The 15,212-nt window shown below is 64.0% G+C and carries 14 protein-coding genes; 7 read left to right on the forward strand and 7 right to left on the reverse strand.

Annotation, left to right across the window (positions count from 1 at the left end; all coding sequences use genetic code 11):
* Positions 1–19 precede the first annotated feature (19 nt).
* The 6 genes from mreC to tldD are packed head-to-tail and all read left to right on the forward strand — an operon-like array spanning position 20 to position 8,858.
* Complete coding sequence (gene mreC / locus MQW23_RS08880) at positions 20–961, forward strand: rod shape-determining protein MreC (RefSeq protein ID WP_252107501.1); 942 nt, start codon at positions 20–22, stop codon at positions 959–961.
* Complete coding sequence (gene mreD, locus MQW23_RS08885) at positions 954–1,448, forward strand: rod shape-determining protein MreD (RefSeq protein ID WP_252107502.1); 495 nt, start codon at positions 954–956, stop codon at positions 1,446–1,448. The genes mreC and mreD overlap by 8 nt, the downstream gene beginning before the upstream one ends.
* The gene (locus MQW23_RS08890; RefSeq protein WP_319022798.1) at positions 1,445–2,047 is read left to right on the forward strand and encodes a Maf family protein; all 603 of its coding nucleotides are present in this window, start codon (positions 1,445–1,447) and stop codon (positions 2,045–2,047) included. Before mreD ends, MQW23_RS08890 begins: the two co-directional genes overlap by 4 nt.
* A 54-nt stretch (positions 2,048–2,101) precedes the next feature.
* Positions 2,102–3,565, forward strand: a complete 1,464-nt coding sequence (gene rng, locus MQW23_RS08895; RefSeq protein ID WP_252107503.1) for a ribonuclease G — start codon at positions 2,102–2,104, stop codon at positions 3,563–3,565.
* The gene (locus MQW23_RS08900; RefSeq protein WP_252107504.1) at positions 3,565–7,407 is read left to right on the forward strand and encodes a YhdP family phospholipid transporter; all 3,843 of its coding nucleotides are present in this window, start codon (positions 3,565–3,567) and stop codon (positions 7,405–7,407) included. Before rng ends, MQW23_RS08900 begins: the two co-directional genes overlap by 1 nt.
* Positions 7,407–8,858, forward strand: coding sequence for a metalloprotease TldD (gene tldD, locus MQW23_RS08905; protein ID WP_252107505.1), 1,452 nt, complete (start codon positions 7,407–7,409; stop codon positions 8,856–8,858). Before MQW23_RS08900 ends, tldD begins: the two co-directional genes overlap by 1 nt.
* Positions 8,859–8,880: 22 nt before the next feature.
* On the opposite strand, the gene yjgA is transcribed toward tldD, so the two are convergent.
* A complete protein-coding gene (gene yjgA, locus MQW23_RS08910; protein WP_252107506.1) occupies positions 8,881–9,411 on the reverse strand; it encodes a ribosome biogenesis factor YjgA in 531 nt (176 codons plus the stop codon).
* A 93-nt stretch (positions 9,412–9,504) separates the two neighbouring features.
* Here yjgA and pmbA point away from each other — a divergent pair, with 93 nt between their 5' ends.
* A complete protein-coding gene (pmbA, locus tag MQW23_RS08915; RefSeq protein ID WP_252107507.1) occupies positions 9,505–10,845 on the forward strand; it encodes a metalloprotease PmbA in 1,341 nt (446 codons plus the stop codon).
* Between the two features lie 69 nt (positions 10,846–10,914).
* Here pmbA and MQW23_RS08920 read toward each other — a convergent pair whose 3' ends face one another.
* The 6 genes from MQW23_RS08920 to MQW23_RS08945 form a co-directional block, all read right to left on the reverse strand.
* On the reverse strand, positions 10,915–11,454 hold the full coding sequence (locus MQW23_RS08920; RefSeq protein WP_252107508.1) for a BUD32 family EKC/KEOPS complex subunit: 540 nt from the start codon (positions 11,452–11,454) through the stop codon (positions 10,915–10,917).
* A gap of 71 nt (positions 11,455–11,525) precedes the next feature.
* Complete coding sequence (locus MQW23_RS08925) at positions 11,526–11,795, reverse strand: HPr family phosphocarrier protein (RefSeq protein WP_252107509.1); 270 nt, start codon at positions 11,793–11,795, stop codon at positions 11,526–11,528.
* A gap of 68 nt (positions 11,796–11,863) precedes the next feature.
* A complete protein-coding gene (gene rapZ / locus MQW23_RS08930; RefSeq protein ID WP_252107510.1) occupies positions 11,864–12,763 on the reverse strand; it encodes an RNase adapter RapZ in 900 nt (299 codons plus the stop codon).
* Positions 12,764–12,852: 89 nt separating this feature from the next.
* Positions 12,853–13,317 (reverse strand): PTS sugar transporter subunit IIA, encoded by a 465-nt coding sequence (locus MQW23_RS08935; protein WP_252107511.1) that lies wholly within the window; start codon positions 13,315–13,317, stop codon positions 12,853–12,855.
* Between the two features lie 4 nt (positions 13,318–13,321).
* Positions 13,322–13,630: a ribosome hibernation-promoting factor, HPF/YfiA family gene (hpf, locus tag MQW23_RS08940; RefSeq protein WP_252107512.1), complete on the reverse strand. Its 309-nt coding sequence runs from the start codon at positions 13,628–13,630 to the stop codon at positions 13,322–13,324.
* An 81-nt stretch (positions 13,631–13,711) separates the two neighbouring features.
* Positions 13,712–15,124: an RNA polymerase factor sigma-54 gene (locus MQW23_RS08945; protein ID WP_252107513.1), complete on the reverse strand. Its 1,413-nt coding sequence runs from the start codon at positions 15,122–15,124 to the stop codon at positions 13,712–13,714.
* Positions 15,125–15,212 lie beyond the last annotated feature (88 nt).

Here is a 15,212-nt window from a genome sequence, read left to right on the forward strand (position 1 = left end):
AGCGGTTTACTGCGAGGGGTTGCCTATTAAACCGCTATTTTCGCACGGCCCCATTCCGGGCTACCGGTTCTTCTTTTGCGTGCTGGCGGCAAGTGCTTTGATGTTTGTCGACCAGCGCTTTACACGCATGGAAGACGTGCGCGCTCAGCTCACCATGGTCGTGGCGCCGGTTCAGTGGGTCGTTAGCCTTCCAAGCGACCTGCTGAACTGGGGTTCCCTGGTGCTTTCCGACCAGCAGGCGCTGGTGGATGAAAACCGCCTTCTTCGCGAGCAGATTCTGACGCTTTCCCACCGCGGCCAGCGCTTGGCCAACCTGACCTCCGAAAACGCCGAGCTGCGCGAGCTTTTGAGCGCCGCCGAACGTACCGACATTCCCTACATGTCGGCGGAGCTCTTGTCGCTCGATAACGACCCGTTCAGCCACCAAATGGTCATCGACCGCGGCCACCGCAACGGCGCCTACGTCGGCCAGCCGGTGATCGATGCCTTCGGCCTGGTCGGCCAGGTCACGGCGGTCTCGGCTTATTCCAGCCGGGTGCTGCTGCTGGCCGATGCCAGCCACGCCTTGCCGGTGCAGGTGAATCGTAACGGGCTGCGCTTCATCGTGCAGGGTACCGGGCGCTACGACAGTGTCAGCGTGCTTCACGTGCCGGATACCGCCGATATCCGTGAAGGCGATCTCTTGACCACCTCCGGGCTTGCCGGGCGCTTTCCGCCGGGCTACCCGGTGGCGCGAGTTACCGAGGTCTATCACGACCCGGGCCAGCCTTTTGCCCAGGTGAGCGCGGTACCGTCGGCGCAGCTGACCCGCTCGCGCCACTTCTTGCTGCTGTTCCCGCCGCCGCTGGAGCAGGAGGACGAGTCACTGTTGTGGGACGCCTCGATGACGATTTCGCCGGCGGCGATCCACGCCTCAGAGCGCCTTATTGAGGCAGCTTCTTCGGAGGTGCCCAATGGCTAGAGCGCCGGTGATTCCGCTGGTGGTGGTATGGCTAAGTCTGCTGCTTTCGCTTTGCCTGCAGGTCATGCCGCTGGCCGACGGCTGGCAGGCGTTTCGCCCGGACTGGATCGGTTTGATGCTGGTCTACTGGTGCATGCGCGTGCCGGACCGCGTGGGCGTGCTGCACGGCTTCGTGATCGGGCTGATGCTGGACCTGATCGAGGGTAGCGTGCTGGGTCAGCACGCGCTGGTGTACACCACGCTCGCGTTTCTGGCCGCTCTCGTGTATCCGCGCTTTCGCGCCTACTCGCTGGTTCAGCAGGCGGTGCTGGTGCTGGTGCTGCTGGGACTCGTGCAGCTCATCGAGCAGTGGCTTCGCGTGCTCAACGGCAACTTTACTATCCACCTTACGTTTTTGATCTCGGCGTTGATCAGCGGCGTGCTGTGGCCTTGGCTTGCCACCATGCTCGTCGCGCTCGAGCGCCGAGCGGATGGAGGCACGTCGTGAGCGTTGGCAGTGCTCACAACATCCCAGCGCTGTGCCTGGCCTCTGCCTCGCCCCGGCGCAAGGCGCTTTTGGAATCCATTGGCGTGGCGGTCGAGGTACGCGCCAGCCACATCGACGAAACGCCTTTGAAAAACGAGTCGGCCCACGACTACGTCGAGCGGCTGGCCATCGCCAAGGCCCGGGTATACGCTGGTGCGACTTCGCTTGCCGTGCTCGGCTCCGACACCGCCGTGGTGCTGGATGGCCGAGTGCTGGGTAAGCCTGAAAGCGCTGCTCACGGTCGCGAGATGCTCGCCGCACTTTCCTGCCGCACCCATCAGGTCATGACCGGGGTCGCCGTGATCGGCCCCGCGGGTACGCTCACAGAGGTAGTCACCACCGAGGTGCGCATGAGAGCGATCAGTGATGCTGAAATCGCGCGCTATTGGGAGACCGGTGAGCCCCAGGACAAGGCGGGGGGCTATGCGATTCAAGGTTTGGCCGCCGTATTTGTCGAGGAAATTCGGGGCAGCCACTCCGCGGTGGTCGGGCTTCCGCTTTTTGAGACGGCGGCGTTACTTTCGCGTCAGGGTGTGTCCGTTTGGTCGGCTCGCCTGTAAAGTGGTTGGGACATGGAACCCCCTTGAGGCCAGCGAGCCCATAAGGAAGAGCGCATGAGCGGTGAAGTCCTGATCAATTTGACCCCCATGGAAACCCGCGTGGCGCTGGTCGAAAACGGCGTGCTGCAGGAGGCGCTGATCGAGCGCTCGCGTCGGCGCGGGATCGTAGGCAATATCTACAAAGGCAAGGTGGTGCGTGTTCTGCCTGGAATGCAGGCTGCCTTTGTCGATATTGGCCTCGAGCGCGCCGCCTTCATTCACGCCCACGAAGTCATGGCCGAGGCGAGCGCCGGCGAACCTCACCCGCCGATCGGCGCGCTTTTGCACGAGGGCCAAGCGCTGGTGGTGCAGGTCACCAAGGACCCGATCGGCACCAAGGGCGCGCGGTTGACCACGCATCTCTCCATTCCGTCGCGCTATCTGGTCTATATGCCGGACTCGCCCCACCACGGCGTCTCCCAGCGCATCGAGGACGAAGGCGAGCGTGAGCGGCTCAAGGCCCTGCTCGACAAAAGCATCGAAGCGCAAAGTCTCGAGATCACCGGCGGCTTCATCGTACGCACCGCCGCCGAAGGCGTGGGTGATGATGAGCTCGAAAGCGACATGTACTTTCTGCTGCGCATCTGGCGCAAGGTGAGCGAGCGCAAGGTGAGTGCCGCGCCGCCAAGCGTCATTTACGACGACCTGCCGCTATTCATGCGTATTCTGCGCGACGTGATGCGCGACGACATCGAGAAGGTGCGCATCGACTCGCGAGAGAACTTCGTCAAGCTGGTCGAGTTCGCCGAAGAGTTCATGCCCTACGCGGTGGATCGCATCGAGTACTACCCAGGCGAGCGGCCGATTTTTGATCTTTACAGCGTCGAGGACGAGATTCAAAAAGCGCTGGCGCGCAAGGTGCAGCTCAAGTCCGGCGGGTATCTCGTAATCGACCCGACCGAGGCGATGACCACCATCGACGTCAACACCGGCGGCTACGTGGGCCATCGTAACCTCGAAGAGACCATCTTCAAGACCAACCTCGAGGCGGCCACGGCCATCGCCCGCCAGCTGCGCCTTCGAAATCTGGGCGGCATCATCATCATCGATTTCATCGACATGATGGACGTCGAGCACCAGCGCCAGGTCCTCAGGGTGCTAGAGAAGGCGCTGGAGCGCGATAACGCCAAGACCAAGTGCACCGGCGTGACCGAGCTTGGGCTGGTGCAGCTGACTCGCAAGCGCACCCGTGAAAGTCTCGAGCAGACGCTTTGTGAGGCGTGTTCGACCTGCGGCGGGCGCGGCACGCTGAAAACGCCGGAAACCGTCTGCTACGAAATCTTTCGCGAGATTCTGCGCGAAGAGCGCGCCTATAGCGCCGATACCTACCGTGTGCTGGCCTCCCAGCCGGTGGTCGATAGGCTGCTCGACGAAGAGTCCGCGGCGGTCGCGGACCTGGAGGCGTTCATCGACAAGACCATCCGCTTTCAGGTCGAGCAGCACTACTCCCAGGAACAGTACGATATCGTGCTGATGTAATGACGCCAGTGGCTTATCTACTACGCGGGCTGCTGATGCTTGTAGCCGCGCTCCTTGCCCTGATCGCCGTAGCCCTTTTGGTGCTGCGGCTTTTGTTCAGCCAGGCCGACAGCCTGATTCCTTCGATCGAATCCCTGCTCGAGGCAAAGATCGGCGCGCCGGTGACCATCGAGCATCTGGCGCTGTCGCTCGAGCGAAACGATCCGGTGCTGCGCCTTGAAGGACTTACGGCCAGCACCGATCAGGCGCCGCTTTTGACGCTGCCGAGTGCCTATCTGCGCCTTGACACCTGGGCCTCGCTCAAGGCGTTGGCGCCGATTTTCAGCGACGTGCGGGTAAGCGAACTCGACGCTCATCTCTATCAGCTCGATGATGGCAGCTGGGGATGGCCCGACCCGGCAACGCTTCCGCTGTTGTTCGCTCAGGAACCCAACGTTGATCTCAACCGGATCGATCGCTGGACTGCGCTGGTGCTCAAGCAGCGGCTTTGGTTGCGCGATAGCCAGCTTACCCTGCACGGGCGCGATGACAACTTGACACTGGCCGCGCCGCGTTTGCTGCTCGGCGGTAGCGAGGAACTCGCCCGCTTCGAGGGCACGGTCAATATTCTCGATGCGAAGACGCCGTCTGACCAGAGCGCCCGGCCCGCGCTGATCGTGCAGGCGGAAATGCAGCCAGGCCCCGGCGGGCCGAGCGACTTCTCCGCCGCGGTACAGCTGGAGCTTCAGCTCGATCATCTGGTGGCGCTCGGCGACGTGTTTCGTGCCGATCACATGCCCTACATCGAGCAGGCCGGCGGGTCCGTGCGGCTCTGGGGCGAGTGGTTCGGGGGACGTCTCGATCGGGTGCGCGCCGGCGTCGGTATTCCCCAACTGACGCTCAGACAGCAGGAGCAGTTCGCCGTGCTCCGCGACATTCAGGCCAGCGGCGAGTGGGAGCGCGACGGCAACGGCGGCGAGGCTTGGCTTAGCGGCGACGCTAAAAGCGTCGAGTGGGCGCAGCCGGACAACGTCAGCGAAGGTCCGGCGCTGCCGCGCCACTGGTATTTCACCCACCAGCCCGGCCGCTGGGCTATGCGCACCAGCGCTTTTGAACTGGCCTCGCTGACCGCCTGGCGCGAGTACGCCTTTTTGCCCGAGTCGCTGACCCGGGTGTTGCAAACGCTATCGCCCAGCGGCCAGGTGAAGGGGATTGCCCTCGGTCAGCGTGACGGCCACTGGGGCGTAGACGTCGCGCTCAACGACGTCAGCGTCGAGCCCTGGCAGCAGGCGCCGGGGGGTGGACCGCTCGATGCCTGGGTACAGGCGCGGGACCGGCGCGGCCGGGTGACGTTCTCAAGCGACGGCGAAAGCCAGCTCAATTTTCCCGAGGTGTTCGCCGAACCCATGGCGCTTCGCCACGCCCGGGGCGTGGTGGAGTGGGTCTACGATGGCCCCAACACCATGGTCAGCGGCCGCGAGCTCGATATCGACTGGAACGGCGCCGAGATCACCGGAGGCTTTGGCTTGATTAACGGCCAGGGCCGCGGGCAGTTCGGCCTCAACATCGATTTCGCCAACGTCGACGCCATCGCCACGCCGCTGCCCCAGTGGCTGCCGGTCAAAACGCTGGACGAGGGCCTTCTGGAGTGGCTTTCAAACGACGTGGGCGGGTTCGTGCCCAGCGGCTCCCTGCGCCTAGGGCTTCCCATCGGCGAAAACCGCGCGGGCAACCCACCTACCGTGGCGCTGGCATTTGATATCGAGCAGGGTTTCTTGCCGATCGGTGAGGGCTGGCCGATGATCGAGGACGCCGCCGGCCGGCTGAGCTTTAAAGGCCAGACGCTCAGCGCTCGCGTCGACCGCGCCCAGAGCCTGGGGGTTCAGGCACGCGATGGCGAGGTGACGCTCAAAGATGACCGGTTGGCGGTCGATGGCAAGCTCGCCAGCAGCGCGGCCTCGATGATCGATTTCATTCAGGCCATTCCGGACGTCGACACGTCTTTTCTAAGCGACGTGCGCGCCAGCGGCGAAATCGATGGCGACCTGCAGCTTACCCTCGAGCTCGACGAACCCGACACGCTCGCGCTCGACATCGATGCACGTCCATCGCTTTCGCGGCTAAGCCACGCCGCTTTTGAACAGGCCCCGCTGACCGACATCGGCGGCGAGCTTAACTGGCAGCAGCGCGGCGAGCGCTTTGCGCTGCTGGGCAGCGCCCAAGGGCGGCTGCTCGACGGGCCCGTTCGCGCCGATTTCGACGTGCCGGAAAGCGGTATTTCGCTTGGCGGCGCGGTCGATACCGCCGCGCTTTTCACCTTGGCCGGGGTGGATGGCGAGCGCGCCGGAGCGCTTTTGAATGGCCGCGCCGACTGGAACGGCCGCATCCGTCTGGAGCCCAGCGTGTGGCTAGGGTTTCAAAGCGATCTGATCGGCGTCGAAAGCCGCTTGCCCTCACCGTTTAACAAATCCCGCGCTACGCCCTGGCCGCTCCAGGTCGAAGGCGATGTCGAGAATGGCGCGCTCCACGCTCGGCTGGGCGAGGTGCTCGAGGCCCGACTGCTGTTGAACGACGCCGTCGAAGGGGCGGTGGCCATTGGCCGCACGGCGACGCTGCCCGAGGTGCGTCCCGGCGACGGGCTTACGCTCGAGGCGGATCTTGCGCGGCTCGACGTGCTCGACTGGCAGCGTGCGCTCGCCCCGCTGACCGAGGGCAGTGGGCAAAGCGATGGACCGCCGGAGATTCCCCGCTTCGATACCCCGGTGAGTATGATGTTCGATACCCCGTGTCTGAGTGTCGATCAGCGCTGCGTGGGGGCGCTGAGCCTCTCGGCGCGGCTGGCCGATCGAGCGCTCGACGCTCGCGTTGGCGGCGATATCGTCTCCGGCCGGGTGGCGTACCAGCCCGAGCTGGAGCGGCCTTTGGAGATTACCGTGGCCTCGCTCGACGCCGATCGGCTGATGGGGCTTTCGCTCGAGGATGATGAACCAGTCTCGGCGCCGGACTCTTGGTTTGCGGCGGTCGAGACCTCGCAGCCCGAGGCGTTCAGCGCGCCGGCTTGGCTTTCCGAAGTGCCCAACGGGCGCCTGAGGCTTGCCGGCATCAGCCTGAACGATCACCGCATCGGCCCTCTCACCGCCTACTGGCAAACCGGAGCGCGGCGCTTTGCGCTGTCGCCGGTGGGGCTCACGCTTGGCGAGCTGTCGCTGACCGGCGAGCTTTTCTGGCAGGAACATCAGACCCAAGCGGACATCGCCGTGCGCGGCGGGGACCTTGGCACCGCGCTCGAGGAACTCGATCAGCCGGTGCCGATGACTAGTCGCGTGACCCGCGCCAACGCGTCGCTCGAGTGGCCCGGCGCTCCCTGGCAGGTCGATCTGGCCCGCGCGACCGGCGAGCTCGATACCGATATTCGCGATGGCCGCTTCGTGTCGATGAACTCGCCCTCGGCCAAACTCGTCGGGCTTTTGAATTTCGACAACCTGCTGCGGCGGCTACGGCTCGATTTTACCGACGTGACCGGCGAAGGCATGGCGTTTGATCAGATTAGCGGCAGCGCCACGGTGGCAGGCGGGCGTTTGACGCTTCGCGAGCCCTTGCAAATCGAGGCGCCGGCCGCCACGTTAAGATTCAATGGACATGTTAACCTGCTCCAACGTGAACTCGACCAGCAGCTTGGCGTCACACTGCCCGTTAGCCAGACGCTTCCCATCGCTGCGCTCGCGGTGGGCGCGCCGGTGGCGGGCGCGGCGCTGTTCGTTGCCGACCAGCTGTTTGGCGAGACGCTGAACCGAGCGACCACTTTACATTTTCGCGTGCAGGGTCCCTGGACCTCGCCGCGGGTTACGCTAAAAGGCCCCTAATGACCGCACACACGAGTGATTTGGATTTTGCCGCCTCTATCCTGTTGACGCCCGGGGGGCTGGATTTACAGTCGCTGGACACCGGACTCGACGTCGCGCTCGGCGCAGGCATCGACTACGCGGATCTCTACTTTCAGCGCACCTGGCAGGAGGGCTGGGTGCTGGAAGATGGCCGCGTAAAAGAGGCCAGCTACAACATCGACGGCGGCGTGGGCGTACGGTCTTTGGCCGGCGAGAAGACCGGCTTCGCCTACTCCAACCAGATTAACGAAAGCGCCTTGCTGGATACCGGGCGTACCGCGGCGGGCATCGTGCGCAGCGGTCAAAAGCGCGCCGGCCAGCCGGTAGCAATCACTCACGCCGAGCATTTTTACGCCGGGATCGATCCGCTGGCAGGTCTTAGCGCCGAAGAGAAGGTCGCCATGCTGATGGAGGCCGACCGCGTGGCGCGGGCGGCGGACCCGAGTGTCAGCCAGGTCAGCGCCTCGCTTTCCGGCACCTATGAAGTCGTGCTGGTGCGCGCAAGCGACGGCACGCTCGCCGCGGACATTCGCCCGCTGGTGCGCTTCAACGTCAGCGTGATCGCCGCCAAAAACGGGCGCCGCGAGCGCGGAGGTGCCGGCGGCGGAGGGCGCTACTCCATGGCTACGTTAAAAGAGCAGGGCGCGCCGGCGATTTACGCCAAAGAAGCGGTGCGCCAGGCGCTGGTCAACCTGGAGGCAATCGACGCGCCGGCGGGCCAAATGCCGGTGGTGCTCGGCGCGGGCTGGCCGGGCATTTTGCTCCACGAAGCCGTCGGCCACGGCCTGGAAGGTGACTTCAACCGAAAGGGGAGCTCGGCGTTTTCCGGGCGCATGGGCGAGCGCGTGGCGGCCAAGGGCGTGACCGTGGTGGATGATGCGACGATCATGGACGGGCGCGGCTCGCTGAGCGTCGACGACGAAGGCACGCCCGGCCAGAACACGCCGCTGATCGAGGACGGTATTCTCACCGGCTACATGCAGGACAAGCTCAACGCGCGGCTGATGGGCATGGCGCCGACCGGCAACGCCCGGCGCGAGTCGTTTGCGCATCTGCCCATGCCGCGCATGACCAATACGGTGATGCTGGCAGGCCAGGACGACCCGGAAGAGATCATCAAAAGCGTCAATCGCGGCATCTACGCGGTGAGCTTTGGCGGCGGCCAGGTAGATATCACCTCAGGCAAGTTCGTGTTCTCGGCAAGCGAGGCCTACATGATCGAGGACGGCAAGGTGACCGCGCCGGTCAAGGGTGCGACGCTGATCGGTAACGGCCCCGAGGCGATGGGCCGGGTGTCGATGATCGGCCACGACATGGCGATGGATACCGGCGTCGGCGTATGCGGCAAGGAAGGCCAGGGCGTGCCGGTGGGCGTGGGCCAGCCCACGCTCAAGCTCGACGAGCTGACCGTGGGCGGCACCCAGTCCTGACGCGCCCGGTGGTGAGATAGAATTAGAGAACGAGCGTTTCGCGAAGGTGTTTGAAGAGCTTGCGGGCGCTGACCGGCGGCTTTTCCTGCTCACGCTCCTTGCGGGCGTTGCGAACGAGCTGGCGAATGATCTGACGATCCGCGGCGGGGTGCTCTGCCATGAAAGCATCGACCGCCGGGTCGCCTTCGTCGATCAGCCGGTCGCGCCACTTCTCGAGGCGGTGAAAGGCGTGATCGCGCTGATTTTTTTCCGCGTCGATGGCGTCGAATACCGCCTGAATCGCCTCGAGGTCTTCCTTGCGCACCAGCTTGCCCACGTACTGCATGTGGCGTCGGCGACCTTCGTGGGAGCGAATGCGCGAGGTTTCATCGATGGCGGCGAGCATGTCATCAGAAAGCGGAAAGCGCGCACGCTCGGCGGGCCGCATCGCGATCAGCGTTTCGCCCAGCGCCTGCAGCTCGTGCATTTCGCGCTTGAGCTGGGATTTGCTGGGCCGCTCCGGGGCGTCGTCGAGCTCCTCGAAAGGCTCGACCGCAGGGCGTTTTTTAGGCATACGTCACTCACTTGATAGATTTGTCGCCGGCTAGTATACCAGCTGCGACCCTTACATTGATCCGCCCGCGACAGCGGCGATAAGGAGAACGTTATGGCACAGGCATTCGACGCGGCCGCGCAGCAGCAGGAGCTCGTCGCGCGGGCCGAAGAGGCTTTGACGCTGGCCAAAAAGCTGGGCGCCGACCAGGCCGAGGTTGGCGCCAGCGTCGACCAGGGGCTGTCGGTGAGCGTGCGCCAAGGCGAGGTCGAAACCGTCGAGCTTTCTCGCGATCAGGGCATCGCGGTGACGCTTTACGTCGGCAGCCGCAAGGGCAGCGCGTCGTCCAGTGACGCGAGTTCCGCCTCGATCAAGGCGGCGGTCGAGAAGGCGCTGTCGATTGCGCGCTATACCGGCGAGGACCCGGCGGCGGGGCTCGCCGAGGCCTCGCTGATGGCCACCCACCTGCCGGATCTCGACGTGCACCACCCCTGGGCGCTGGATACCGAGCGCGCCACCGAGCTTGCGCTTGCCTGCGAGCGCGCCGGAAGCGAGGTGGCCGGTATTCATCAGTCCGAAGGCGCTTCGCTTTCAAGCGGCGAGGGCGTGCGGGTTTACGCCAACAGCCACGGCTTCGTGGGCACGCAAAAGGGCAGCAGCCACTCGCTCTCCTGCATGCTGATCGCCCAGGATGAGCACGGCATGCAGCGCGACTATGACTACACCAGTGCCCGCGACCCGCGCGCGCTGAGAGACCCGCAAAGCGTGGGGCGCGAAGCGGCCCGGCGTACCCTGCGCCGGCTTGGCGCCAAACGCCCGCCCACCGGCACGTTCCCGGTGCTGTTCGATCCTTCCCTGGCATCCGGGCTGGTGGGCCACTTGATGGGGGCGCTGGCCGGAGGCGCGCTCTACCGCGAAGCCTCCTTTTTGTGCGACAAGCTCGGTGAGCCGCTGTTTCCCGAGTGGTTCAGCCTCGAGGAGCGCCCGCTGGAAGTCGGCGCCATGGCAAGCTCGCCTTTTGATGGTGAAGGCGTGCAAACCCGCCACAACCGCTTTATCGAAGACGGGCGCATCGCAAGCTATATGCTCTCGTCCTACAGCGCGCGGCGTCTGGGTATGACCACCACCGGCAACGCTGGCGGGGCGCGCAATATTCGCCTCGAGGCACCGCAGGAGAGCCTGGAGGCGCTGCTTTCGCGCATGGGGCGCGGCGTGCTGGTGACCGAGCTGATGGGCCAGGGCGTGAACAGCGTGACCGGCGACTATTCGCGCGGCGCCGCGGGTTTTTGGGTCGAGAACGGTCAGATTCAGTATCCGGTCGAGGAGTTCACCATCGCCGGTAACCTGATGACGATGTTCAAGGGCCTCCAGGCGCTGGGCGACGACATCGACACCCGAGGTAGCATTTACACCGGCAGCTGGCTGGTCGATGCCATGACCGTCGCCGGCGACTAGACACCCGGCAATGATAGCCCGCGACCGCCCGAGCGGTGTCGCGGGTTTTTTTATGGGCGTCCTTTCAAATCAGCTTTTGGGGCGATACTGTGCGTCGAGGTTCAGGCGCTCGAGCAGGCGCTCGAACAAAAAGTACTCGGGCCCGGCGAGCGAGCGGCTCAGGCAGTCCAGATACTCCCGCCGGGGGTAGCGCCGCCAGCGCGGCAGCTTATAGGCGTCGAGGTCGATGGCCACCATGCGCCCCTCATGGACCAAAAAATTCTCGGTATGCAGGCCGCGACAGTGAATACCCTCGCGATCGAAGGCGACCAGCGCGTCAAGATACTGTTCCTGGAGATTCGGGGAGTCGAGAATGTGGGCCCTGAGCGGCTCGCCGTGAACGTTATCGGTGACCAGCCGGTAGGAGCGGGCTTCGACAATACGCGGCGTGGCGATACCGAGCGCCTCAAGACGCGCGGCTACCAGGGCGAAGTTGTGGCCGGGGTAGGGGCGAACCCGCGTTAAATAGCGCAGCCGGTCGAAGGCTTTGGGGTGAAAGGTTTTGATGAAGTGATCGCGGGCCGGGTCGAAATAAACCCGGGAGTACTTGCCGGTTTGAATGAGCTGCATAATCGGGCCCGATAGATGAGCATCGGCCGCTGCGAACCGATCGATGAAAAGGCGTAGCGCCCAGGGAAGGATCAGGCGTCTTCGTCGAAGCGCGCCTCGAACAGCGCCTGGAGGGCGTCCAGCGCCGCCTCGGCGTCGTCACCGGTGGCTTCGACAACGAGCTCGGTGCCGCAGGGCGCGGCCAGCATCAAAAGCGACATGATATTGGCGGCGTCGGCTTTCTGAGTCTGCCGGTAGACGTACACCTTCGACTCGAAACGCTGCGCGCAGGTCACGAGTTTGGTGGCGGCGCGGGCGTGCAGGCCACGCTGGTTGGTCAGTGTCAAACGTCTTTCTGGCACCTGTGTCCCTATTTGTTGCTTGTTCTCGCCCTGGCGTCCGGCCCTGGCGCGATGTTGGTGAGGTGGTCTCAATTGGCTGCGGGCGAATCCATCGTGTCGTCCAGGCTAAAGTGAAGCCCCAGCTCGCGGTGGCGAACCTGAACGCCCCCGCGCGAGGCGGCCAGATCCTGGGCCAGCCGGTCGACCATATAGACCGAGCGGTGCTGGCCGCCGGTGCAGCCGACCGCGACGGTCATGTAACTGCGCTGGCTATTCTGGTAGGCGGGCAGCCACTTCTCGAGCCAGTCGAGAATGTCCTGGCGCATGTCGCCGACCACTGGGTAGGTCTCCAGAAAACCGATGATTTCGCTATCGCGACCCGTGTGGGGGCGCAGCGTTGGATCCCAGTAGGGGTTGGGCAGGCAGCGAATGTCGAAGACGATATCGGCGTCCAGCGGCACCCCGCGTTTGTAGCCAAAGGACTCAAGTGTCAGCGTAAGCTGGCTTTGGCGCTGGTGCCCCAGCTGGTCGGTGATGCGTCGGCGCAGATCGTGCACCGTGAGCCGCGACGTGTCGATCATCAGATCCGCCAGCTCGCGAATGCCGAACAGCGTCTGCTCCTCTTGGGAGATCGCCTCTTCCAGGGTCATATCGCTGTCGCGGGTGAGCGGGTGGCGCCGCCGGGTAGCGGAGTAGCGCTCGAGCAGCGTGCGCGCATCGGTGGTCAGATAAATGACCTGAACGCGGGTGCTGCCGCTTTTGATGTCCTGAAGCAGCGCCGGAAAGCGCTCGAGCGCGGTGGGCAGATTGCGCGCATCGATGCTCACCGCCAGGTGCGTGCGCTCACCCTGCTGGCCAAGCTCCTCGACCAGCGAGCCCAAAAGCATCGCCGGCAGGTTGTCGATGGCGTAGTAGCCCAAATCTTCCAGCGCCTGCAGCGCAATGGACTTCCCCGACCCGGAGCGGCCGCTGATGATCACAAGTTGCATCATGTCTCTCTTCGGTCAGTGAGCGCTCTAATCGGCACGCCGGGCGTAAGCTCGATTGAAAGGCCGGGAAAACGAGGGCGCAGTTACCGCTATGCGTGCTCGCGAATGCGGGCGGTGACCAGCTCTAAAAGCTCGCGCTGGCTTTCACACTTACGAAACTGCGCACGGGTCGTGGCGTCGTTCATGATGGTGGCGACCTGGCCCAAAAGCGCCAGATGCGTATCGTCCGCCTCTTCCGGTACCAGCAGCACGAACACCAGATCGACCGGGTCGCCGTCGATGGCGTCGAAATCCACCGGCTCGGCGAGCTTTAAAAAGCCGGCAATCGGCGCGCTACAGTGTGGGCTTCGGGCGTGGGGAATCGCGACCCCGTTGCCGATGCCGGTGCTGCCAAGGCGCTCGCGGCCAATCAGCCGGCTAAAGACTTCCTGGCTATCCAGGCTCGGTGTGTTTTGGGCGATGAACGTGCTGAAGAACTCCAGCACACGCTTTTTGCTGCCCCCGGGGACGCCGAACAGCACGCGCTCCGGGGGGAGTATGGTTTCCAGGGTCATTGAATTAACGCACGCCAGCGCCCTGGGCGCGGGCCTGTGCTTTTTCCTTGTGTTTTACCAGTTGGCGGTCGAGCTTGTCGGCCAGGGCGTCGATGGCGGCATACATGTCGCTGTCCTCGGCTTCGGCGTGTACGTCGGCGCCGGAAGCGTGCAGCGTACAGGCGGCTTGCTGGCGCTCCTTTTCGATCGACAGCGTCACCTGCACGGTGGTGATGTTGCCGTAATGGCGTTCTATACGCTCGAGTTTCTCGTTGACGTAGTCACGCAGGGCGTCTGTCAGTTCCAGGTGATGACCGGTAATGTTCACTTGCATCGACGTGCTCCTAATCCAGGACTGTTCTTCGATTGTAACCCTTTTTCCGTCATTGCAAAGCCCTGCCGGCAAGTTTCCCGTTTAACGTAAACGGCGCCGCTCGCTGGAGGAGGGAATGCCCATCGCTTCGCGGTATTTGGCCACGGTACGTCTGGCCACGTTGATGCCGTTGGCCTCAAGCAGAGTGACCAAGTGGCTGTCCGACAGTGGTTTGCCCGGCGTTTCCTCTTGAATCAGCTTTTTGAGCCGGGCGCGGATCGCGGTGCTGGAATGGCTGTCGCCGCCATCCTGTCCGCTGACCTGGCTCGAGAAAAAGTACTTGAGTTCGAACACACCGCGGGGCGTGTGAATATATTTTTGCGTCGTTACCCGCGAGATCGTCGATTCGTGCATCTCCACCGCTTCGGCGATATCGGCGAGAATCAGCGGCTTCATCGCCTCTTCACCGTGCTCGAGAAAGCCGATCTGACGAGTGATGATTTCGCGGCCAACGCGAAGCAAGGTGTCGTTTCGACTTGACAGACTCTTGATCAGCCAGCGCGCCTCCTGCAGGTGCTCCTTCAAAAACTGGTTGTCCTGACTCTTGTCGGCGCGTTTGATGAGGCTGGCGTAGTCCGGCTGCACACGCAGTTTGGGCAGCGCCTCCGGGTTGAGCTCGAGATGCCAGCCTTCCTGGTCGTGGCGAACCACCAGATCCGGGGTGATGTAGCTTTGGTTGGTGGCGCCGAAGGCGCTGCCCGGGCGCGGGTCGAGGCTTCGAATCAGCCGGACGACGTCGTCGAGCTGCTCGTCGTCGAGGCTCAGGCGGCGTTTCAATAGGCGCAGATCGTTTTTGCCCAGTGCCTCTAGAAACTGACGCACCAGGCGCCGCGCTTGCATCAAAAGCGGGGTGTCGTCAGCCAGTGCCGCCAGCTGCAGCAACAGGCACTCGCGCAAATCGCGGGCGAACACACCGGTGGGCTCGAACTGCTGCACGCGTAGCAGGACGTTTTCCACCTCCCGCTGGCTCAGGCCATCGAGCCCCTGGGCCTTGAGGCCTTCGCGAATGTCGTTGAGCGGCTGGGTCAGATAGCCGTTGGCGTCCAGCGCGTCGATCAGGCTTTCGGCAATGGCGTAGTCCCGGGGGCTGGTATCCGTCATCGCCAGCTGCCACAGAAGGTGCCCCTGGAGGCTTTGCCCTGCGGCCTGGCGCTCGAAATCCGGGCCTTCGCCGCTGCCGCCTGCGGCCATGTCCTGGTAGGTGTCGGACCATTCGCTGTCGGTGGCAAGCTCCTGAGGGATGCTCTCTTCCCACTCGGTTTCCGGCGTTTCCAGGGTTTTCTCTTCGCCGAACTCGTCTTCCTGCTCCAAAAGCGGGTTGGCGTCGAGCGCCTGCTGGATCTCCTGGCGCAGGTCCAACGTCGAGAGTTGCAGCAGGGCGATGGCCTGCTGCAACTGCGGTGTCATGGTCAGCTGCGTACCGACGCGCAGCTGTAGAGAAGCTTTCATGACCATCGAAGAACCACTCGTTACTCGTAAAGCTCCACACTAGAGCGAGACGGGGTTCGACGCAAGTGCAATAAATATGCCACTAGCCGGAACT

Source organism: Halomonas sp. S3-1-1 (genome assembly GCF_023757625.1).
Classification (GTDB): Bacteria; Pseudomonadota; Gammaproteobacteria; order Pseudomonadales; family Halomonadaceae; genus Vreelandella.